Source organism: Agathobaculum sp. Marseille-P7918 (assembly GCF_900625105.1).
GTDB lineage: Bacteria > Bacillota > Clostridia > Oscillospirales > Butyricicoccaceae > Agathobaculum.
Window position 1 is genome coordinate 1 of record NZ_UYYD01000019.1, and the last position, 19,917, is coordinate 19,917.

28 protein-coding genes and 1 tRNA gene are annotated in these 19,917 nt (G+C 61.7%); 2 read left to right on the forward strand and 27 right to left on the reverse strand.

Going from position 1 to position 19,917, the window contains the following annotated elements:
• The 24 genes from EJL02_RS13650 to EJL02_RS14300 form a co-directional block, all read right to left on the reverse strand.
• A partial coding sequence (locus tag EJL02_RS13650; RefSeq protein ID WP_442858027.1) for an XkdQ/YqbQ family protein occupies nt 1–505 on the reverse strand: 505 nt, incomplete at its 3' end.
• Nucleotides 506–517: 12 nt separating this feature from the next.
• Entirely contained in the window at nt 518–1,282 is a 765-nt protein-coding gene (locus EJL02_RS13655) for a LysM peptidoglycan-binding domain-containing protein (RefSeq protein ID WP_125116905.1), read from the reverse strand.
• A 23-nt stretch (nt 1,283–1,305) separates the two neighbouring features.
• Nucleotides 1,306–3,456, reverse strand: coding sequence for a tape measure protein (locus EJL02_RS13660; protein ID WP_125116906.1), 2,151 nt, complete (start codon nt 3,454–3,456; stop codon nt 1,306–1,308).
• A complete protein-coding gene (locus EJL02_RS14280) occupies nt 3,449–3,631 on the reverse strand; it encodes a hypothetical protein (RefSeq protein ID WP_164510441.1) in 183 nt (60 codons plus the stop codon). Before EJL02_RS14280 ends, EJL02_RS13660 begins: the two co-directional genes overlap by 8 nt.
• Nucleotides 3,632–3,654: 23 nt before the next feature.
• Nucleotides 3,655–4,059 carry a phage tail assembly chaperone gene (locus EJL02_RS13665; protein ID WP_164510443.1) on the reverse strand — a complete coding sequence of 135 codons (405 nt, stop codon included), beginning with the start codon at nt 4,057–4,059 and terminating at the stop codon, nt 3,655–3,657.
• A 15-nt stretch (nt 4,060–4,074) separates the two neighbouring features.
• Complete coding sequence (locus EJL02_RS13670; protein ID WP_125116908.1) at nt 4,075–4,518, reverse strand: phage tail tube protein; 444 nt, start codon at nt 4,516–4,518, stop codon at nt 4,075–4,077.
• A 15-nt stretch (nt 4,519–4,533) separates the two neighbouring features.
• Nucleotides 4,534–5,589, reverse strand: a complete 1,056-nt coding sequence (locus EJL02_RS13675) for a phage tail sheath C-terminal domain-containing protein (protein ID WP_125116909.1) — start codon at nt 5,587–5,589, stop codon at nt 4,534–4,536.
• A 4-nt stretch (nt 5,590–5,593) separates the two neighbouring features.
• On the reverse strand, nt 5,594–6,061 hold the full coding sequence (locus tag EJL02_RS13680) for a phage tail terminator family protein (protein ID WP_125116910.1): 468 nt from the start codon (nt 6,059–6,061) through the stop codon (nt 5,594–5,596).
• Nucleotides 6,062–6,520 (reverse strand): hypothetical protein, encoded by a 459-nt coding sequence (locus tag EJL02_RS13685; RefSeq protein WP_125116911.1) that lies wholly within the window; start codon nt 6,518–6,520, stop codon nt 6,062–6,064. It abuts the gene before it with no gap.
• Nucleotides 6,520–7,119 carry a hypothetical protein gene (locus tag EJL02_RS13690; RefSeq protein WP_125116912.1) on the reverse strand — a complete coding sequence of 200 codons (600 nt, stop codon included), beginning with the start codon at nt 7,117–7,119 and terminating at the stop codon, nt 6,520–6,522. The genes EJL02_RS13685 and EJL02_RS13690 overlap by 1 nt, the downstream gene beginning before the upstream one ends.
• The gene (locus EJL02_RS13695) at nt 7,100–7,432 is read right to left on the reverse strand and encodes a head-tail connector protein (protein WP_243114525.1); all 333 of its coding nucleotides are present in this window, start codon (nt 7,430–7,432) and stop codon (nt 7,100–7,102) included. Before EJL02_RS13695 ends, EJL02_RS13690 begins: the two co-directional genes overlap by 20 nt.
• Nucleotides 7,429–7,839 carry a hypothetical protein gene (locus tag EJL02_RS13700; protein ID WP_125116914.1) on the reverse strand — a complete coding sequence of 137 codons (411 nt, stop codon included), beginning with the start codon at nt 7,837–7,839 and terminating at the stop codon, nt 7,429–7,431. Before EJL02_RS13700 ends, EJL02_RS13695 begins: the two co-directional genes overlap by 4 nt.
• Before the next feature lie 18 nt (nt 7,840–7,857).
• Nucleotides 7,858–9,120, reverse strand: a complete 1,263-nt coding sequence (locus tag EJL02_RS13705; protein WP_125116915.1) for a phage major capsid protein — start codon at nt 9,118–9,120, stop codon at nt 7,858–7,860.
• Nucleotides 9,121–9,150: 30 nt separating this feature from the next.
• A complete protein-coding gene (locus EJL02_RS13710; protein ID WP_125116916.1) occupies nt 9,151–9,888 on the reverse strand; it encodes a Clp protease ClpP in 738 nt (245 codons plus the stop codon).
• Entirely contained in the window at nt 9,889–11,112 is a 1,224-nt protein-coding gene (locus EJL02_RS13715; protein WP_243114524.1) for a phage portal protein, read from the reverse strand.
• Nucleotides 11,109–11,297 carry a hypothetical protein gene (locus EJL02_RS13720; protein WP_125116917.1) on the reverse strand — a complete coding sequence of 63 codons (189 nt, stop codon included), beginning with the start codon at nt 11,295–11,297 and terminating at the stop codon, nt 11,109–11,111. The genes EJL02_RS13715 and EJL02_RS13720 overlap by 4 nt, the downstream gene beginning before the upstream one ends.
• Nucleotides 11,291–12,952, reverse strand: coding sequence for a terminase large subunit (locus tag EJL02_RS13725; protein WP_125116928.1), 1,662 nt, complete (start codon nt 12,950–12,952; stop codon nt 11,291–11,293). Before EJL02_RS13725 ends, EJL02_RS13720 begins: the two co-directional genes overlap by 7 nt.
• 32 nt (nt 12,953–12,984) lie before the next feature.
• Nucleotides 12,985–13,121, reverse strand: a tRNA-OTHER gene (locus tag EJL02_RS14285).
• A gap of 93 nt (nt 13,122–13,214) precedes the next feature.
• Nucleotides 13,215–13,388, reverse strand: a complete 174-nt coding sequence (locus tag EJL02_RS14290) for a hypothetical protein (RefSeq protein WP_164510444.1) — start codon at nt 13,386–13,388, stop codon at nt 13,215–13,217.
• Nucleotides 13,385–13,879: a phage terminase small subunit P27 family gene (locus EJL02_RS13730; protein WP_125116918.1), complete on the reverse strand. Its 495-nt coding sequence runs from the start codon at nt 13,877–13,879 to the stop codon at nt 13,385–13,387. Before EJL02_RS13730 ends, EJL02_RS14290 begins: the two co-directional genes overlap by 4 nt.
• Nucleotides 13,880–14,091: 212 nt before the next feature.
• The gene (locus EJL02_RS13735) at nt 14,092–14,466 is read right to left on the reverse strand and encodes an HNH endonuclease signature motif containing protein (protein WP_125116919.1); all 375 of its coding nucleotides are present in this window, start codon (nt 14,464–14,466) and stop codon (nt 14,092–14,094) included.
• Complete coding sequence (locus EJL02_RS13740) at nt 14,456–14,665, reverse strand: hypothetical protein (protein WP_125116920.1); 210 nt, start codon at nt 14,663–14,665, stop codon at nt 14,456–14,458. Before EJL02_RS13740 ends, EJL02_RS13735 begins: the two co-directional genes overlap by 11 nt.
• 62 nt (nt 14,666–14,727) lie before the next feature.
• On the reverse strand, nt 14,728–14,886 hold the full coding sequence (locus EJL02_RS14295) for a hypothetical protein (protein ID WP_164510442.1): 159 nt from the start codon (nt 14,884–14,886) through the stop codon (nt 14,728–14,730).
• A gap of 16 nt (nt 14,887–14,902) precedes the next feature.
• Nucleotides 14,903–15,724 (reverse strand): rolling circle replication-associated protein, encoded by an 822-nt coding sequence (locus EJL02_RS14300; RefSeq protein WP_164510445.1) that lies wholly within the window; start codon nt 15,722–15,724, stop codon nt 14,903–14,905.
• A gap of 69 nt (nt 15,725–15,793) precedes the next feature.
• On the opposite strand from EJL02_RS14300, the gene EJL02_RS13750 reads away from it, so the two are divergent.
• Nucleotides 15,794–16,708 carry a DUF2971 domain-containing protein gene (locus tag EJL02_RS13750; RefSeq protein WP_164510446.1) on the forward strand — a complete coding sequence of 305 codons (915 nt, stop codon included), beginning with the start codon at nt 15,794–15,796 and terminating at the stop codon, nt 16,706–16,708.
• 139 nt (nt 16,709–16,847) lie between these two features.
• Complete coding sequence (locus EJL02_RS13755) at nt 16,848–17,447, forward strand: hypothetical protein (RefSeq protein ID WP_125116923.1); 600 nt, start codon at nt 16,848–16,850, stop codon at nt 17,445–17,447.
• Between the two features lie 9 nt (nt 17,448–17,456).
• On the opposite strand, the gene EJL02_RS13760 is transcribed toward EJL02_RS13755, so the two are convergent.
• From EJL02_RS13760 to EJL02_RS13770, 3 genes are read right to left on the reverse strand one after another with little or no spacing between them, the layout of a single operon-like run.
• Nucleotides 17,457–18,737, reverse strand: a complete 1,281-nt coding sequence (locus EJL02_RS13760; RefSeq protein ID WP_125116924.1) for a ParB/RepB/Spo0J family partition protein — start codon at nt 18,735–18,737, stop codon at nt 17,457–17,459.
• The gene (locus EJL02_RS13765) at nt 18,721–19,521 is read right to left on the reverse strand and encodes a ParA family protein (protein ID WP_125116925.1); all 801 of its coding nucleotides are present in this window, start codon (nt 19,519–19,521) and stop codon (nt 18,721–18,723) included. The genes EJL02_RS13760 and EJL02_RS13765 overlap by 17 nt, the downstream gene beginning before the upstream one ends.
• A complete protein-coding gene (locus EJL02_RS13770; RefSeq protein ID WP_125116926.1) occupies nt 19,518–19,868 on the reverse strand; it encodes a hypothetical protein in 351 nt (116 codons plus the stop codon). Before EJL02_RS13770 ends, EJL02_RS13765 begins: the two co-directional genes overlap by 4 nt.
• Nucleotides 19,869–19,917 lie beyond the last annotated feature (49 nt).

Sequence of the window (19,917 nt, forward strand, 5' to 3'; positions counted from 1 at the left end):
TCTTGCCGGTTTGCTGACTCGCGAGCGTATAGGCCGTGTCAATGATGCGGTAGATCTCGGTGGCTGAAAACTTGCGTCGGATCGCGACGCCGGTCTGCGCGAGCGACCCGACCGGCACGCCGTAGGTACTGCACAGCTGCCGCGTGATGGTCTCGGGCGTCTCGCCCGTGTACTTGCGGCTGGCGCGGCTGTTCTTGAGGTAAAAACCGTTGTCATAGCAGGTAACCGACATGGTGGACGCGTCGGTGGACTTGTCCTTGCTCACCACCTGCCCGCAAAACAGCGTCTCACTGCCCACGCCCATCGAAATGCCACCCGCCAGCGGCAGGTAGACATAAGGCAAACGCGGGTCGGTCGCCGAGACGATCATCTCCAGCTCGAGCGACCGGCACACGGTGTCCACATCGCCCGACCATTCGATGCGCCGGAACATGTGGGACACGTCCCACTCGCCGTCGCTGTTGCGCACATGCACCCACGGGTGGACGTACTGGTATTGCTCCATGCGTCCGCCCCCTTACAGTGCCGACGCGGGCGGGATTTTCAGCACGCTCCCGTCGTAGATCAGGTCGGGGTTTTTGATGTTGTTGTAGGCCGCGAGCTTTGGGTACAGGTTTGCGTTGCCGTAATACTTGCGGCAAATGCCGGACAGCGTGTCGCCCGGCTGCACCGTGTGGTTCTGCACGGCGGTCTGGGCGGGCGTATCGGTCGCGCGGGCGGGTGTGGACGCGGCCGCCGTCTGTCCGGCGGACGTGCCCTCGTCTCCCACCAGCCGCACGGGGTTTGGCTGCCGGTGCTGGCGCATGGTCAGCACGCAGTAGTAGTCGCCCACGCCCTCCTGCTGGCGGTATTGCAGGTTCTCGAGCAGCACCTCGCACTGCGTGCGGCTGTCCGAGACGATGAAGCGGCAGACCTGCTTATTTCGGGCGGTCTGCTGGAAAAAGTCGATGTAGTGGAAGGGGTCGAGCACGGTGGTCGCGTCGTTAAAGGGGTAATCCTGCACAGGCAGGAAGAACTCGAGCTGCTCGGTGAACAGCGTGCGGTCGCCCGCGAGGTGCACGTCACCGAAGCCGGTGAGATTGACCGTCTCGACGGTCACGCCCTCGTCGATCGTATACTCGCGCGGCGTGACCGGCAGCACGACCTCCTGCCCGGTCGTGAGGTTGACAAAAATGATGCGGCGCTTGCCGCTGCGATAGGCTTGCAGCTGCTGGGCGACGATATTGCTGACCATGCTGCCAACGATGCCGCTGATGATCCCACCGCCGATCAGAATGGACATGGGGTCGTTCCTCCTTTCGCCTGTTATGTGCGCACGATGCGGCGGGCACGCAGGATTCGAGCCGCGACCGCCTCCGCGATCGCTGAAATGTCGCTGTCCTGCCGGACGGTGTAGTTGCCGCCCATGTTGATGACCACGCCGCCCGTGCCGCCCTGATCCTGCGCCCGCGCTTCGCGCGCGGTCAGCACGCGCTCGCCCTCGTGGAGCAGGTAGAGTGTGTTGTCACGCGGCACGCGGTTCTCGCCGATGGCGCGATAGGGCGATGTCGCACCGGTCAGGTGCGAGCCGGTGGTTGTGCCGGTTGCAGCACCAGCAGACGTGCTGACCGAGCTTGTCACAACCGGAACACGAATGGACGGCGGCACATAGCTGCTGATAACCGAGCTGATACCCTTGGTCAGCTGCTGCCCGAGCGAATAGCCTGCATTTTGATACGCGCTTCCCGCCGATGACTGGATGTTGCTCGCCATGGTGATGTTGGCGTCGGTCAAAATGGACACCGCTTCGGAATTGTAATACTCGCTCTCGGCCATGGCCTGCGCCTCGCCCATGAGCGCGCCCAGCTCTGCCCGCGCCGTGATCTTTTCCTCGTCCGAAGCAGTACCGCTGTCGAGTGTCGCCATGGCTTCCATGTACCGGGTGTGCATCTGCTCCACCTGTGCGGCGATCTGCTCATCCATATCAGCCGCAATATCACCGGAAAACATACCGTTGACGATATCTTGGTACATTTGCTGCTGCATGTTCTCAAGATCGCTTTGCAGCGTGCCCATTTCGCTGTACACTTCCTGCATCTTCTGCCCGGCTTCGCCTTCCAGCCAGTCGATCTGGTCGGACATGCCGATCTTCTTGCCCTCGTTGTAGCCCTCGCCCATGGCGTTTTGCAGTTCCTGATTCCAGCCTTCGAGCGTGGAGGACAGGCCCTCAAAGGTCTTGCTCTGCTGCTCCATCGCGCCGGAATATATCTGCTCCATGTAGGACTGGATGATCTGCACGGCCTCGGTGCCCGCGATATCGCCGTCCGAAATCATTTCGTACGCGCCGCCCTTGCTCACGCCCTTGGCGTTTGCCAGCGCCCCGATCGCGTCGATACCGCGATCCTGCAGGATGTTGAGATCCTCGAGCGTGGTCTTGTTGCTCGAGCGCATGCGGCCGAGCGCGGTGGACACATTGGTCATGTCCGCCGCCGTCATGCCGAGCGCCGCGCCCGCGTCGCCGATCGAGGTCAGCGCGGGAATCATCTCATTTGCCGCGTAGCCGTAGGTCTTGAGCGTCTTGCTCATGGCCGTCAGATCACTGTACAGGAACGGCGTGACATTGGCCATGGTCTTGAGCTCACTCAGGTACTGCTGCGCGATGTCCTTTGACCCGAACAGGGTCGTAAACGACACAAGATCGGTCTCGCGCTGTCCGGCGAGCGCCGATCCGCTTTCCAGATCGGCCGCCTGGCGCTCCTGCACGGCGTTGTACTGATCCTGCACATAGCTTTTGAACGCCTCGTCCCGGCTTTCAAACTGCTGCGTCGCGGCCTCGATGCCACCGGACACCGCACCGATCGCCGTTCCCACAGCAGCACCAATCGCGGTGCCCACACCGGGGATCACCGACCCGGCTGCCGCGCCCATGGTCGCGCCAGAAATCGCGCTGCCAAGGAAGGACTCGACCGCTGCGCCCTCGGTCGAACCGTAGTACGAACTGAAAAACGCGCCCGCCGCGCCCGACACGCTGCCGCTGAGCATATTGCCGAAGCCCGCCGTCGCGAGTGCCGAGCCGAGCGTGCCCAGCATCGAACCGGTGCCACTGCCTGTGCTCTGCCGGTTGGCGATCTTGCTATTCGTACCGGCAAGGCGCGTCATGTCGCTCTCGGCTGCCTTGGCGCTTGAGGACACCGCCTTGAGCTGGCTGGTCAGGTTGTCGAATTGCAGTTGCTTATCCTTGAGCGCCAGCTCGTCAGCCGCGTCGCCGGTCGCGCGGAAGCGCTTCTCGGCCTCCTTCAGCTCGCTTTTGGCCTTGGTCAGGTCGAGCCGCAGCTGCGCGCGGGTGTTGTTCAGCTTGGTCAGGCTCTTTTGCAAGTCCTCGATGCTGTTGACGCCTGTGCGCGTTGCATCTGCGATCTTTTTGAGCGTCGTAGTGTAGTTGTCCTTCGCACTCAGCGCAATCGAAACGTCAGGCATAAGCGGCGGCCTCCTCCTGCTTCATTCGCTCGCTCTCTGCCCGCCAGCGGATGCCTTCGAGCGCCTTGGGCAGGCACTCGGCCATGACAAACGCCTGCAGCACCAGCTTCTCGCCGGGCGGGAGTTTCAGATAGTCGGACGGCAAGACGTGATGCTGCCGGAACAGCAGGTACATCAGAAACGTCTCGTCGTCCTCTCTCAGTTTTTTTCGATATCCGCAAAGATCTGCAGCGTGGAGCCGCGATAGCCGGACAGCTTCTCGATCGCGGCCTGCAAGTCCTCGAGCTCGCCTGCGCGCAGCATATAGCGCACCACCTCGTAGGGCGTTGCCGCACCGCACGCCTGCTGCAGGCGCTCGTCGCGCAGGTTAGGTTCTATTACGCCCGCCGTGATGATCGCGGCGGGGAGATCCTTGCCGGTGTTCATCTCCTGCAGCTCGCGCACCTTGTCATAGCTCAGCTCGCGGATGCGGAACACGACCGGATTGCCGTCCGCGTCCGTCCAGCTCTTGAACTGCAAACACTGCTCGCCGGGCGCGCGATTGCACGCGCCCAGCAGCTTCTCGACCGTGGTCGGGGTGGGGTTCTGCTTTTTCTCTGCCATATTCATTTCCTCCTGTTATTTCGGCTGGATCAGGTCAAGGTAGTCCCAGCGGGTGAACGTGAACGGACACTCGATCTGCCCCTTGGCGGCGGCTTCCCAGTCCGCAAGCGTCAAGTCGTCAAGCGAGGCGTCGTAGATGACCACACGCTCTGCGCCGTAGGCGTCCGGGTCGTCGAGCAGCGAAATCAGCTTAATGCGCGTGTCCTTGCCCGCCTTGAGGTTGTCGCTCACCTTGATCGCCATGCGGGAATTGACCTTGTGGAAGCGGATCGTGCCCGTGCCCTTGGCGCTCATCAGCTTGGTGTCGACCATAAACTGGCCGCACATCGGCACGTCCTCTTTGTTGCCCGCGACCTTGGCCTGCATACCGAGCGTTTCGCCGCACAGCTCGTCGTCCATCCATGCATGCCCGTGCGTGCCGGAAATGACGCGCGCGGCGGAATCCATGCTTGCACTCATACGTTTCGCCTCCTTTTATACCGTGATGCGGATCGTGACGTCCTCGATCGCGTCTGCGATCGTGAACTTGCCTACGAGGAACACCTGCGAGCCGGTGTCCGCGTGGCGCAGCTCGTCGTCGCTCATTTCGTCGGCCGCCTCGCCCAGATAGTCGCGCACCGCCTCGGTGTCGATGTCGAGCGTCGAGCTGTCCTCAATCAGGAGGCCCGCCGTCTCGAGCGTGTGGAAGTAGTTGCGGCCTGCAGTGACGAGCAGCATGCGGTTGTCGTAGGTGTTGGCGACCTTGCCGATGAAGGTGTCCTCGATCGTCGCGCGGAAGTCCGCGTCTACGCGGTCAATGACCTCGAGTGCCTTGATTTTCTGGAAGATTGCACCGTGGTCAAGCGTGGTCGTGGTCAGCGAGTTGACCGCGCGGCCGATCTTGACCTGTCGCCCGTCGTGAATGAGGATCAGCTTGCCCGCGTCGATCGCGGCGTCCGCCGTCTCCTTATCCAGACGGGTGATGTCGGTCAGCTCGGGCAGCGGCGCGTAGGTCGCGCTCATCGTCCACGGCGTACCGGCGAACAGACCAGCCATGCGCGAGCAGTATTCGGAGGTCGTGAACACGGTTTCGCCGTCGGTCATGCCGTCCGCGTCGAAGTCGATGACCGGGTCGTAGTCCGCCACCGTCTTGGGCAACACCAGCTTGATATGGCTGTGCGACGCGCGCACCTCCTTGAGCCACATCACCATCGCCTGCGCTTCGTCCTCGCTCAGATCGGGCGGGCCGACCAGATAGTCGACCTCCTGTGTCTCGAAATAGGCAAGCGCTTTGGCAAGATTGGTATCCTCCGCGTCGGTGACGTACAGGTACACCGCCTTGGGCGGGTTGATGTAGCCGAGGAAGGTGCGCGTCAGGTAGGCGCGGTTGTCCTCGGTCAGCTCCGCGGGGATCTTGCCCACGCGGGTCAGGTAGTGCGCGCCCGCCTGTGCGGTGTCGCGCACGATCACGCCGACATAGCCCTTGTCGCCCATGGCGATCGTGGCCTGCGCGGCGGTCTGGAACGAAATATCAATCGAAGGCAGTCCCATTGCCTTATCCCTCCTTTGGATTGGTCGGCTGCGCGCCGAGGGTCACGTCGGTGACCAGCGGCTGGGTGCTGGGCGCGGCCGGGCGGTCGTCCTCGTAGGTGACGACGATCGTGACGTCCGCGACGTCGAGGTCGCGCGACACATCGACGCGGTCGGCAGTCAGCTTGCGGTCGCCGCAATGAAGCGCGCCGCGCTGCAAAAAGGCAGCGGTCAGCGTGTCGGTCACGCCGTACAGGCGGGCGGTTTGGGTTTCGTAGTGATCGCCCACCTCATCGGCGCACTGTACCAAGATCATCTGCTCAACCTCGACCACGGCCACCGTGCGGCTGGTGATCTTACGCCCAGACGGGCGCAGGAAAAAGCTCGGCCGCTCGAACTGCTCGGGCATCACATCGACGTACACCGTGCGGTCGGGGTAGAGCCGAACGAGGATCGCGTTGACCCCTTCCATAATTTGCTGTACAGAAAGCATTTATCGTCCTCCCAATCGGCCTGCGACCTCGCGTCCCCAGTTATCCACCTCGCTTTGCAGCATACGCGGCAGCGAGGGGCGCGCGGCGTTGTAAAACCCGCGCCCGGACACATACAGCACATGGATGCGCGGCCGATAGCGCGGGCTGCGTCCGCCCGGGCGGCGAATCGTGTGGCCGTTCTCCAGATAATTTGTGATTGCGTTCAGGCTGTCCGGGCCGCTGTCTGTGCCAGCTGCACGGACGGCAGCATAGCCGCCGCCCGTGCCGATGTACTTGGTCTGCCAGCCCGCGACATGGCCGTGCGCATCGTTGATCTTGCCGCGAATCTGGCCGCGCACTGCCGTCTGCATCCGTGCGCCCAGCCGCTCGTGGAGCGCGCGCTGATCGGCGCGTTTGCGCTTTACCTCTGCGTCGCAGCGGTCGGCAAACTGCCGCAGGCCGTTTGCGTCCTGTGCCATCAGGCGTCCACCTCCCGCGTGATCTCGTACTCGTTCTTGTACTCGGACAGTGTGTGTTCGATTTGGACACGGAAGCGGTCGCCGCCGATCGTCACGACCTCGCCCGCCCGCAGCGTCACAGCCTTGGGGCAGATGGCGACGAGCGTGTGCGTCAGCGTGTCGTGCACATCGCCCTGGGCAAAGCCCTCGTACTTCTCGGTCAGGCAGGCCGGGAATGACAGCACCCGCTCGGTCGTGAGTGTCGGGTTGTTGAGCGCGTTCTTCTCGACCTTGGTGCGCTGCACGGTGCATTGCACCGGCTCGGCCTGCACGGCCGACAGCTCGATGAGCCCGCGGTCGGGGTGCGTCAGCTCCGCGAGAAACAGGAAATGCCCCCGCCAGCGCAGTGCCTGAAAGAGCGTCAGCGGTTGACGGCGCATCGTGACGCGCCACTCCGGGCGGCTCATGCCGACCGTCGAGAACAGGCTGCGCTTGCCGGTCTGCTCGACCTTGGCCCACGTCGTCTTGCCCTCCTTCCATTCCCAGCCCGTGCCGTCCGGGTTTTCCACAAGGCTGAGGATAACCACGCGCTCCCGCAGCTCACCCGCTCGTACTGCCATCGTCTGCCGCCTCCTCTCCATACTGGCACCGGAGTTTGAGCTGCGTCAGCATGGAGCGGATCAGCGGCGCGGTCGCTGCCTGTGCCGCATCATTATCCCGCCCGTCGTAGGTGCGCAGCGTCATATCATGCACAATCAGGTCGTACATCGCGGGCGCGACCTCTCTTGTCACGCCCGCACCGGCAAGATAACGGTCTGCCGCGTCCATCAAAGCCGCAATCAGCTCGTCGTCCTCTTCATAGTCCACCTTCATGTATTTCTTGCAGGCCGCGAGCCGCTCCTTTGCCAGCGCGGCCTGCTCCTCGCCCGTCATGCCCACAGGACGGTCATACCGCTGTCATCCGGCACAAACAGGCTGTCGGACACCAGCACCACCGCCGCCATCGTGGCCGCGCCGGTGTTCAAATTGGACACCTTGACCGCCATGTACCGCCAGTCGGGCGTGACGCGGCCGCGCACCGCGATCAGGTGGCTGCTCTCGCCGCCCGAGCCCGCGGTGTAGGTCGTCTCCGCGATCGTCTCGGCCTCAGTCCCCTCGGCGTCGTTCGCGCCGAGCAGTTCGACCTTGACCCCCTTGTCCGCTGCCAGTGCGCCAACCGCGACCAGAAACGTGAAATCACGGCGGTTGCACATATCGGCGTAAGCGCTCGTCACGCTGCCACTCTGCGCGAGCGACGCGGGCGCGCTCACCAGCTGAGAAATCAGTCTTTCCTGCGTCATATCCATACCCTCCTTGTCTTACGAACGGTCGCCCAGCACGACAAACGGCGAGCGCAGCACCTTGGAATTCTTGAGCTTGACGGCGTGCTTGCCCTTGGGCGCGCCGCCCGCGCGCAGCTGCAAACGGAAGCAGTTCTGCGCGGTCAGGAACTCGACGTGGATGGACATATCCTGCTTGACCGTACCCTTGCGCAGCAGCATGTACTGTTTGAGGTCGAACAGGCCGATGTCGCCCTTGCTGCCGACCGCCGCCATGTGGTCGGTCTCGATGATCGGCTTGCCGTACAGCGTCGCATACGGCGTGCCCGTTGCGCCCGTGGGCGGCAGGTACACCGGCACACCGCCCGTGCCGATCGGCAGCGTCAGGAACGGCAGCTCCTCGGCAAGGTCGGGGTGCATGACCCAGACCGCGTTGGTCTTGCAGCGCGGCAGGATGCGGCTGTACATACGAGCGATGTTCTTGAAGGTCAGAATTTCGGTCTGCGCGCTCTCCTTGTCCACGGTCACGAGGTTCGGCGCGTGCAGAATGCCCAGCGGCTTGCCCACGCCGTCGCCGTCCACCACTGCGCCCTCGAGCAGACGGTTGGCCGCGGTCGCCATCGCGTTATTGAGCAGGCCGGACATGAACGGCATGTCCTCGAGCGCCTCGTCGGTGATGTAGATGAACGCCATCAGCTTTTCAAGGTCGATTTTGGTCTCGTAAAACTTGGGCTTGCTGGCGGCGACCGTCGCGGCCTCGCTCGCCCAGTACGCCTGCACGCCGCCGTACACGCTCTCGGATACGTCGGTCTCGTCGCAGGTCATAAAGCGTACGGCGTTGGACGCCGCGCCCGAGGTGTAGCTGTCCACGCGGGACAGGATATCGCCTGTGGTCGCGGCGGTCTCGATGATCGTGCCCGCGAAATCCTCCTGAATGGCAAATGCGCCGTCCGCGCCGGTCTGGGTGTTGACGCCCTGTGCCTCGTTGACGGCGGCAAGGCGGCCATCCGGCGTGCCCTTGGCCGCCAGCATGACCGCACGCAGCTGCTCACCGAGGGACGCAAAGGGCGTGGTCTTCTTGCCGTCCTGCGGCTGCGCCGCGCCGGTGTTTTCGGGCTGCGCGACATCGCCCGATGCCTCGCGCAGCTGCTCGACCGCCTTGATCTGGTTGTTGACTTCGGAAATCTTGACATTCAGCTGGGTCAGCTCCTCCAGCTTGCCCGCGTCGGCCGCGGCGTCCGCCTGCGTCACCAGAGCGGCTTTCTGCGCCTTGAGTTCCGCGATTTTCTTGCTGTAATCCATTTCGGTCTCCTCTCCGGGGCAGCCGCCCCATCACATATTTTTGAGCAGCGCGAGCTTGGCCTTTGCCAGCGCCAGCGCGTCGCCGCTGTCCTGCGGTGTTGGTTCGGGCGGCTCACCCGGCTCCATGGCCGCGCGGCGCGCCCGCAGCTCCGCGATATCCGGCAGTCCGCCTGCCGTCGCCAGCGCGCGGATGCCGGTCTGGGCGCACATGACCGCCTGCGCGGCGATCACGCCCTCGTCATCGTACAGCACCTCGTCGACAAAGCCTGCCGCGACCGCGTCCTGCACCGGCAGCCACGTTTCGGCGCGCAGCATGGCGTCCAGCTCGCTACGCGTCTTTTTGCCCGCACATTTCAGTTCGTAGGCGTTGAGCACGCTGGCTTTGAAGCTGTTCAGCGCCTGCAAACCGCGCTTGTGCTCGGTACTGTCGCCCTCGGTACGCAGGCTCGGCAGGTGGATCATAAACTGCGCCACCGGCGAGGCGCGCACCACGTCTGCGCCGATCGCGGCGACCGACATAGCCGACCCGGCGAGCGACTGGATCTCCACCTCGGTCGGGATAGCCGCCGCCTTGAGGATGGTGTAGATCTCATACCCGGCGAACATGTTGCCGCCGCCCGAGTTGACCTCGAGCGTCAGCGTCTCGCCCTCGGGGTTGTCCGCGATGGCCTGCCGCACGTCCCGCGGCGACACCACGCCGAAGCCGAAAAAGCGGTAGGTTTCCGCGTCGTCATCCGGCACGACATAGCCGTTCATCTGTGTCCTCACTCATTTCACCTCCCCGCGCACGATATGGCCGACGGTATCCAGATTTTTCGTGATGAAGAAGTTCTGCCCCAGTCCGTCCGGCATGGGGTTCATTTCCTCCAGCGCGCGGCACTCGTCGAGGTTATAAATGCCGCTGTACACCATCGTCTGATAGAATTTGCTGCGCGTCGCATCGTCGCCGCGCATGAGCGCGGACACGTTGAAGCGCATGTAGCAGCCGTCCCGCAGCTCCGCGTCCGTGAACAGCTTGTACGCCCACTCCTGCTCCCACATGGTCACATGGGGCACAAGGGCGTTTGTCACGAACACGAGCTGCTGCTGCTCGTTCGAGTTGTAGCTCTGCTTGCCGCTTTGCAGCATGAACTCCGGGATGCCGGTGAAGCGCGCGACCTCCTCGACCGAAAAGCTGCGGCTCTCGATGAACTGCGCCTCGCTCTGGCTGATGCCGAGCGAGGTGTACTTGAAGCCCTTGTCGAGGATCGCGACCTTGAAGGCGTTGTCCATGCCGGTCGCGTAATTCGTGAACTCCTCGCGCACCTTGTCGCGTGTGGCGCGGTCAGCGTCGCTGTCGATTTCCAGAATGCCGCTCAAGCGCCCGCCGTTGACGTAGAACTTGCGCAGGTAACGCTGCGCGGCGCGATCGGTCGCGACCGTGTCGCGCGCCAGATCGAGCATGCCGCGTCCGTGCTTGCCGTCGTAGGTCTCAAAGAAGCACAGCAGCAGATCGCCCGGCTGGAACTTGCGCGTCATGTCGTCCACGGTGAACGCATACCAGCTCTGGCCGGTGTCCTTGTCCTTCAGGTACTGGTAGCCCGCCGTTTGCAGCGGGTACAGCCCGGTCACGCGCCCGAGCGCGTCGCGCTCGATGTAAGCCGCGCCCAGACCGTGCCAAAAGGCTTGGCTCATCAGGATTTTCTTGCCCATCGCCGGGCTCATGGTCTCGTTCATGCGGCTGTGCAGCACAAAATCGAGGTCAGAACGCGTGTCCAGCTCCTGCCGCTCGCCGCCCTGCTTGCGCCGCAGCGCAACCGGCAGCACGGCCATCGAGTCGGTCAGGATACGATGCGCCGCCGCGACCGGGGAAAGCCGCTCGGCGTTTGCCACCGCGATCTCCGGCGCGTCGTTGTCCAGCGAGAAGATGCGCTCGATGCGGCGCAGCATGGCCTCGTAGTCCAGCTCGGTGTAGGTAACGCTGCTTGCCGCCGCCGCTTGGCTTGCGATCATTTACGCCACCTCCCCGCGCCCGCGCGGGCAACCAGCAGGCCGTACCAGATCAGGAACGCGCCCGCCGCGGCCCAGCCCAGCGGCGGCCAGATCAGCGCCGCCGCGCGGGATACGCATGCCCCGCCCGCGACCAGCAGCAGGTCGTCCAGATACAGGGCGAGCAGGGCTTTCAGTTGTTTCAGCATAGGCTCCAATCCTCCGATTGCACTTTTTCGTTGATGCTGGGGCCGCCCGCGAGCTTGCTCGTCGCAAAGGCGATGATCCAGCTGACCGTGATGTCGATGCGGCCGCGGCTGCGCTTTTTGGTGGGCTTGATGTTTTCGTTGTCGTCGGTCACGAGCCGCACATTGGCAAAGCACTGCCGCGCGGCCGTGTTGTGGACGTGCAGCATCTCATGCGTGCGGATGAGCGTCTCCATCTCCTTCATGGGCGGCGAAATCGATTTGATGCCCTGCGGAATCTCGACCACCTGCGTCGGTTTGCCGGCGAGTTCGGCCGCGATGCGCTGGGTCAGCGTCGCGGACAGGTACGGGTCAAAACCGAGAATGCGCAGGTCGTAGTCCTCGGCCGCCTGCACGATGGTTTGCAGCACGTCCTCGTAGTCGATCACATCCCCCGGACAGCCACGGATGAAACCCGCGCGAATCCAGTCGCGGTAGGGCGCATGGTCGGCGCGCTCACGCGCTTCGATGTCATCCAGCGGAATCCAGCCGGTGAACAGCGCAACCCACTTGTCCAGTCCGTCCTGCGGCGGGAACAGCAGCGTGAAGGCGGTAAGGTCGGTGGACTTCGAAAGGTCTCCGCCGCCGAAACACTTCTTGCCGCGCAGCAGCCCCACCGCCTCGCGCCAGTCTTTGCAGCCCTCCGGGTTCCACTGCGTCTTGTCGTAGATCGTGACCGGAATCCAGCCGACCGTGTGGGTGGCAATCCACTGGTTGAGCCGCAGCCAGCGGAACAGCCGCTCGGCGGCCTCGCTGCGCTTGGCCTCCTGCGCCTCCGCGCGGATGGTGGACAGCTTGACCGTCTTGCCGATGGACGGGTTGCAGCGTTTCCACAACTCCTCGTCGTAGATGTTGATTTTCTTCAGCTCGTCCTCGTCCTCGATGAGGCCCAGCCCGTAGATGATCGGCAGCCAGCGCGGGTCGTCCATGTCGCCCTCGCGGGCGCAGCCATTGCGGCAGCGCAGAATCGACAGCGCTTTCTCGTGCACTTCCCAGCCGATGGATTTGCGGTCGGGGTCGTCGCCCGCGGTGGTCAGCACGATCCAGACCGGCATCTCGCGCGCGTCGCCCGCGCCGAACGTCATGACGTCCCACAGGTCGCGGTTGGGCTGCGCGTGCAGCTCGTCGAAGATGACGCAGGACGGCTTGTAGCCGTGCTTGGAGTAGGCTTCCGAGGACAACACCTTGAGCTTGCTGCCCGAAACCGTGTCGTAGATGGTTTTGATGCTGTCCACGATGCGGCTGCGCTTCAAAAGCGCCGGGCTATGCTCCACCATCCACTTGGCGGCCGAATACACGATGCCCGCGTTGTCGCGGTCGGCCGCGACGACGTACACCTCGCCGTTCACTTCGCCGTCTGCGTACAGGTGATACACGCCGAGCGCGGCGGCAAGCTCGCTCTTGCCGTTTTTCTTGGCAATCTCGAGATACAGGTACTGATACCGCCGGATGTAACTGCCCGCGGGGTCGGCCTCCTCGCCATCAGCCTCGACCATCTGGCCGTAGAACTCGGTGACCGCCGAGCGCTGCCAGTCCATGAGCCGGAACGGCGCGCCGTTCGAGCAGGTCAGGTATTCGATAAATTCACAGACAAACGACGCCGCCTCGGCGTCAAACATCGGCGCACCTCCTTCCGCTCCGGTAAAATGATTGGGCGTGGTGGACGGACTTGAACCGCCGCCTGCACGCGTTTCCCCTTTGGTGGCTAATCTCCGGTTCCGCGCACACAGTATCGCCAATGTGTCACTCCCACATCGGGAGCCGCTCTACCATCTGAGCTACACCACGCATATTGTCCGACGCTCTGACGGACGGGCGAGGTTGCGCACTCGCCGCCCGCCATGAAAGGAAGAATGCCAGTATGCATCGGGCCTTCGCCCGTCACAGCGCCGGAAAGTCATTACTTTTGTCATTACTTTCCCGGTGTTCAATTTGAACACGCATCTTGAGATGCGGGCACTCCTGCACCCGCTCGACGCGGCGCAGCGTGCTCTCGCACACGCCGAACTGGTTGATCATCGGGCAGAACAGGCTGCACATGATTTGCTTGCTCATGCCTTGCGCCGCCTTTCCGCCCGCTCGCGCAGCATCTGCGTCATCGGGTCGCCTGCCGCCTCATCCTCGGGCGGTTTGGGCACCACCAGACGGCAGCGGCTGGTGATGGTCAGGCCCATACTGTTTGCGCACTGCTGGCACTGGTCAAAGTAGATGCGGGCAACACGAGACCAGTTGCCCGCCTCCTTGGCGTCGTCCATGTCCAGCGCATCGCGCGCCTTGAGGTGCGCCGCGACCCATGCGTCCCGACTCATCAGATAGCGCGCCAGAACGTCAAAATCCAGCTTGGACAGCAAGCCGACGTCGTTCAGCTCGCGGCCAAGCTTGCTGAACTCCTCGCGCAGGTGTTCGGGCAGCCAGACCGGTGCGCGCACCTGCTTGACCTTCTCGGTCTTAGGTTCGCTATTGCGGCGCTGGGTAATTTCAGCTTTGGTCAGATGCTTACGCCCTTTCAACACCACCAACTCCGTAGGTTGCCTCGGTCCAGCCACTTTCTACACCTCCTTTAACTTTGAAATCTCACTTTATCAAACTAAAACATTCTTGCCGTGGGGAAAAAATCCCACGCGGTTGGCGCCTTGGGGTCATCTGTCGACCACCCCGAAACTTTCTTGGGGTGGGGGCATACTCGGGAAATCCACGGATTTCCCGCCGAGTCCGCGCGCATCCTGCCCGCGCCGCGCCTGTCCGAGCGTCCAGCCGGTCAGCGCTTCCGACGCGCTACTTTTGCCCGGCTTTCCGCGATGGTTTTGCGCCCGTGGCAGCTGTGGCACAGGCTTTGCAGGTTTTCTGGGTCTACGAACTTCGACCAGTCGCCGTCGTGCGGCACGACGTGGTCAACGTCGGTGGCATAGACCCGCAAGCCACGCCGGGCGCAGTCCCGGCAGAACGGCTCGCGTGCCAGCTGCTGCGGCCGCAGCTCGTCCGTCCAGATTTTCAGCCTGTACCAATGGCGGTATGACTGGCTCACTGCGCTGCGCCGCGCCGACTCCGGCGGGCGGTGCTTGTCGCAGTAGCCGCTGCGCACCAGCGCCGTGCAGCCCGGGTGCAGGCATGGCCGCAGGGGTTTACTTGCCACGCAGGTCACCTCGCATGGTGCGAATCGCCGACGTGCCCTCGAAGATCATGCCCTCCAGCATTCCAACGCGCTTCCACAGCCGGATGCGCAGTTCGGCGCTCGGCTCGGCTTTGGCTTGCGCCTTGAGCGAGTCGCGCCGCTGGCGCAGCGGGACAAGATTGCGCTCATATTCGTCCGCGATCTCGGCAATGGTTTTCATGGCACGCCCTCCTTCCGGGCAAACAAAAAGAGCCTAACTCGACCGGACATTTCCGAATCGTGTTAGGCTCCTGGCTCCAAGGCTCGTGGCTCGATTTCAATGTTGATTTTTTCTTTGCAGTGCTTGCACTGATATTCCAGATTGCGGATCAGCGTCTTATCGCTGACCGGGAACAGCTTGCGCCCACACTTGGGGCAGCAGTACCAACCGTTCTTAATCATTGGCAGCTCCTTATCTTTAAGTATACGCGGTTTTTCGGTTTTGTCGAGGTGGTTTTGGCTTTTTCTCCATGCCCCTGTGATATGTTGCAGAGCATTCCAAGCCAGCAACTACGCGCGCGTGCGCGTAGCTTTTACAAGGTTTCTTGGGCAGCAGGTACTTGACGAACCGGCAGGACGCGCTTTCGTTGCGGCCCCCGCCCTCGTCGAGCAGCTGCGCGCCGGGCGGCGCGTCCACGGTTGCGCCGTCGTCCACCCATTGATAGGTGACAGTTGGGCGCTCGAGGTTGCGACTGCCGACAAACTGCTTTTTGCCGTTGAGACTGGCCTCCCGCCGCTCCTTGGTGAGATAGCCCGCCCAGCCATCGTACCCGCGCTCGCGGATGTAGTTAAGCTGGATGTCATCGCCCCAGACCCACAAAGACTTGAACAGCTCAAGGTCGCCGCCAACGGCGTTGAGGATCAGATGCACATGCGGCCGGTGGTCGCCGTGCCGCCCCTCGAGGACGTAGATGTACTTGAGTTCCGGCAGCCCGCGCGCCTTGCGGTAGGCGCGGATCTGGGAGAACACCTTGCCGAGCCGCCGCCGGGTCACGTCCGCGCTTGCCGGCAGGTCGGCGTCGCGATAGGTCGCGGTGAGCACCAAGTCCTCCGGCTCGAAGTTCGTGGCCATCAGCAGCTCGAGCTTGCGCTGCGCGGTGTTGCAGTGCGTCCGCGCGACCTGCTCGGCGGTCACCTCGCGGATGCGTTTGCGTTCTTGCGGCGTCGCGTTTGGCCGCGGCACCGTGTACGCGATGTCCCACACCAAGCGCCCCGCGCGAATGGTTTTTCGTCGTTTCATTGTCCCTCCTTGGTTTTCAGTCGGGTTTATGGTAAAATATGCTTATTCAGTCGAAAAGGCGGTGAATATATGCCGGACACTGGCAGCGGGATCGTGTATCACTATTGCAGTCTCGAGGCGTTCAAAAGCATCATCGAAAACGAATGCCTGTGGCTGTGTGACGTAGAGAAAAGTAACGATTCCGGGGAACGAGTTTATTTCAACCACATCATGGCTCAAACGATCGAGAATCTCAGTGCACAAATGAAGAATCAGAATAAATACGACGAAGCGCATCAGCAAGGACTGGAACACCTTCGCTGCACTTTAGCTGTGCCACAGGAGGAACTTGCCCCGTTTTATTCCTGTTCTTTTTCCCGAAACGGCGATTTGCTCAGTCAGTGGCGCGGATACGGAGATGATGGATACGGCGTTTCAATTGGTGTATGTGAATCTCTCTTTCAAATTAATTTACCCGCAGACTGTTTTTGTGCCGTCGAATACAGCAAAGCGATGGCCGAAGCTAAATGCAGGGAAATACTCGATCAAACCACTCGCGATTATTTGAAAGATGCTGAAAGATCAGAGTGGGACGCTGTTTCGTCTTTCACGCTTTGTGCTCTGAGTTCGATAAACCAACAAAGCATTTTTTATAAATCCTCCGCATTTAAAGAAGAAGACGAATACCGCATCATAACCAGCGATACCGAAGTATTTAACATTTTTGATATGCCTAATGGCACACTTGGTTTTCCTGGTCCGGAAATCATAAACAGCGCCAAAAATGCCTTTTCCCTTTCCGAAAAGAAGTTCCGCATTGCCAAACACAGGTTATCCGCCTATTATGAACTTTCTTTCAAAAAAGTGAAAAACGATTTTATCGAATACATCATACTGGGCCCTAAATGCATGAATTCCGAAACAGATATCAAACGTTTTCTGGAGTCGTGTGGTTACAATTCGGATTATATCGAAATCAGGCCTTCCGAAGCCACTTACCGATAAGGCTCTGCCGTGCGCTTACGCGCACGGCTTTTCTTTGCCTTCCCACAGATGATTTATCAGAATATCCGCTAAAATTCGATTTGTCAAGGTTTCTTTTCCTTCCATAATCTTGTAAACTAAAGAAAAGGAGGTTCCTGTCATGAATAATGAACTTATGAACAAAATTGTGATAAGTGTATCAGATTCCCTCGAGAAGTTGTATGAGGAGGATGGTGCATCTCTCATCGCCAAGGATCTGCCTTTTGAGACATACCGCAATCTGTCTTCACAACAACGAGAGACATACCAGCATGCAGCTGAGCGCTCTATTGTTTTTCGATGGGCATATTATTTGAATACATTACTCGAATCTACCTTTAGCGAGGAAGCTGCAAAAAACAGCCAGCCCCCCTATAAAATAGATTTGGAATACAATCGGCAGCAATTTCTGCAAAAAATTCTTGACGATCAGCTCATTCTTCCGGACTTGATTATTCATCGCCGTGACGCTCCCGATAATCTGCTGATTGTAGAATGCAAAGGATGGTGGTGCACAAACAAAAAGGAAATATCAGACGATAAAGGCCGCCTGAAAAAGCTAACCGAACAAACTGGCAATTTTAGATATCAATTAGGGCTGTTTATTCAATTTGAAAAAAGCCTTAGAGACACTTTTGACAATCTTTATTGGTATTGGCAAGGAAATGAGTATGAAATGGATACTATCCTCTCGCTTCTGTTTCATGGCGAATTGCAATAATACCTGTTTTTACTCCTCCGGCGGCAGCTCGGCCGACCACCAGCGCACGTCCACCGTCATCAGGCCGTCGTCCGGCATCTCGGGCAGGTACCAGCCACCCGCGCGATAGATATAGGCGGCATAATTGTCCCGGTTGTATTTGCTGTGGCACAGCGTCAGCACCTTCTGCCCGTCCTCCGGCCGCTCGGCCGGGTACGGATGCCAGACCGGCGCGGGCTGCTGCGGCTCCGCCACCGCCTGCCGCATCTGCGCATCCAGCCGGCGCAGCGCCTGTGCCTCGGGCACGGGTTCGTCTGCCGGGACGTCCGCTGGCGACACGATCTTGCCGTTCTCCACCATGCCGCGCAGCCGCTGCACGATCTGCGACCACGACAGCCTGCCCTGAAACGGCTTTTTCACTTCCAGACCGCTGCCGCCGAGGTCAAACCACACGCCCTCCGACGCGAATCCTTGATATCCGGAATAATGCAGCGCATCCTTGACCGCCGGAATCAGCTGGATCGCTGCCGATCTCTGGCTGTCATGCAGAACGCGGTACAGCGCGGCTTCGTGGCCTTGGGCAATATGCCGCAGCAGGAACGCATCGACCACGCCGTCCGACACTGTCGGCTTATCTCGCGCGGCCTTGACATCCTGCGCGCGGAAGGTTTCACCGCGCGCCAGCCGCTGCTCGAACTCCTCTTGCACCTTGCTTGGGCTGTGCGCCAGCTCGTCCGCGACCGACTCACCAATCTGCTCGCGTCGCAGCGCATCCAGCAGCGCGGGTGACAGGTTCTTGTGAATGTACTGCATGCGGTGCACGGCGGACGCGCTCTCGTTTGTCTGCTCGGCGAGGTGGTCGCGCAGGCGGCCGGGCAGCTCCACGCCGCGCTCTTTCATGCTGCGCAGCGCCTTCTCCAGCCGGATCACGGCCTCCATCTTTTCGTAATAGGTCAGCTCGCGGCTGGTCAGGTTGGACTGGATCAGCGCGACCATTTCGCTATCCTCGCCGTCGTAGGTCTTGACGATGCAGGGCGCGTCCTTGCGTCCCAGCAGCTCGAGTGCCTTGCGGCGACGGTGTCCGGCGACGATACGGTACTTGCCCTCCCCTGCCGCGCACACGGTCAGCGGGCTGTACAGCCCGTTCATGGCGATGTCGTCCGCCAGCTCCTGCACATCCTCGACCACGAAAAAGTTGTGCTCGTTTCCGATCAGCTGCGAGAGTGGGATCTGGACGACCTGCATCGGCGATGTGTCCAATTTGAACACATCATGCGCGACCATCGCGCCGACGTTAACTTTCCGCGCCATCTGCGCCACCTCCCAGATACTCGCGCACCCACGCGCGGTAGTCGCGCGCGGCGGCCGAGGTCGGCGACCACTGGCAGACCGGCTCGCGCGCAAAGGTGCTTTCGTCTACCTTGTCGGTGCGGCGGATGCGGGTGGCGAACACCGGCACGGGGCAGTGCTCCCGCAGCCAGTCCTCGCCCTGCCGGACCACGTCCGCGTTGTGCCACATGGTCAGCAGCACGCCCACCTGCACCGCGCCGTTGACCCGCCGGATGCCGTCGATCTGGCGCAGCAGCTCGGCCATGCCGTCGATCTCGAACGCGCCGGGCTTGACCGGGATAACAATATCGCTCGACGCCGCGACCGCGCTGATCGACGCGACCGAAAACGCGGGCGGGCAGTCGATGATGAGATAATCATAGGCGTCGTCCTCTATGACCGCGTCGCGCAGGTCGGTCAGGACGCGCAGCGCACGCTCGCGCGGCGTGCCGCTGTGCACGTCGCCCGGCAGGCTGCCGTCGAGATCGAGCGCCGCGAGCGACATGTCCGCCGGGATAACGTCCAACCCGCGGTAAATCGTGTGCTGGACAAGGTCGGAATAGCACAGGATCATGCCCTCGAACAGGTCGGCCAGCGTGCCCGGCTCGGCCGGGATGCGGTAGAACCGCGAGGCGTTGCCCTGATGGTCGGCGTCGATCAGCAGCACGCGCGCCGCGTACTCGGTGGCGAGAATCGCGGCGAGGTTGACGGCCGTCACCGTCTTGCCGACGCCGCCCTTCAAATTCACAATGCTAATGGTTTTCATGTCTCGTCGGCCTCCTCATCCAGCACGTCCTCCTCGTCCGTCCCCTCGATGATCTTGCCGCAGTACGGGCAGCAGTTAAAGCCGTTTTCCTCCGGGCCGTCCGTCTCGAAGCGGTGCAGCGCGCCGCAACCGGTGCACCGCCAGACGTTGTGCTCCTTATCTTCACGCGTCCAGACGACAAGCGAACCGTCGTCCGTAAGCGTGCGCACCTGCGCCGGGCTGATGCCGGTTTCCTCGTAATCCTTGAGCTTGTACAGCGCGCCATACAAGCCGTCCGGGATCTCCGCCCACGACACGCCCTTGACGCCCCAGTTTCCGTTCGGCTCCCGGTAAATCAACTTGCTCATGTATGTACCTCCTATGCGGTCTCGATTTTCGTCTGTTTGTACGGGTCGT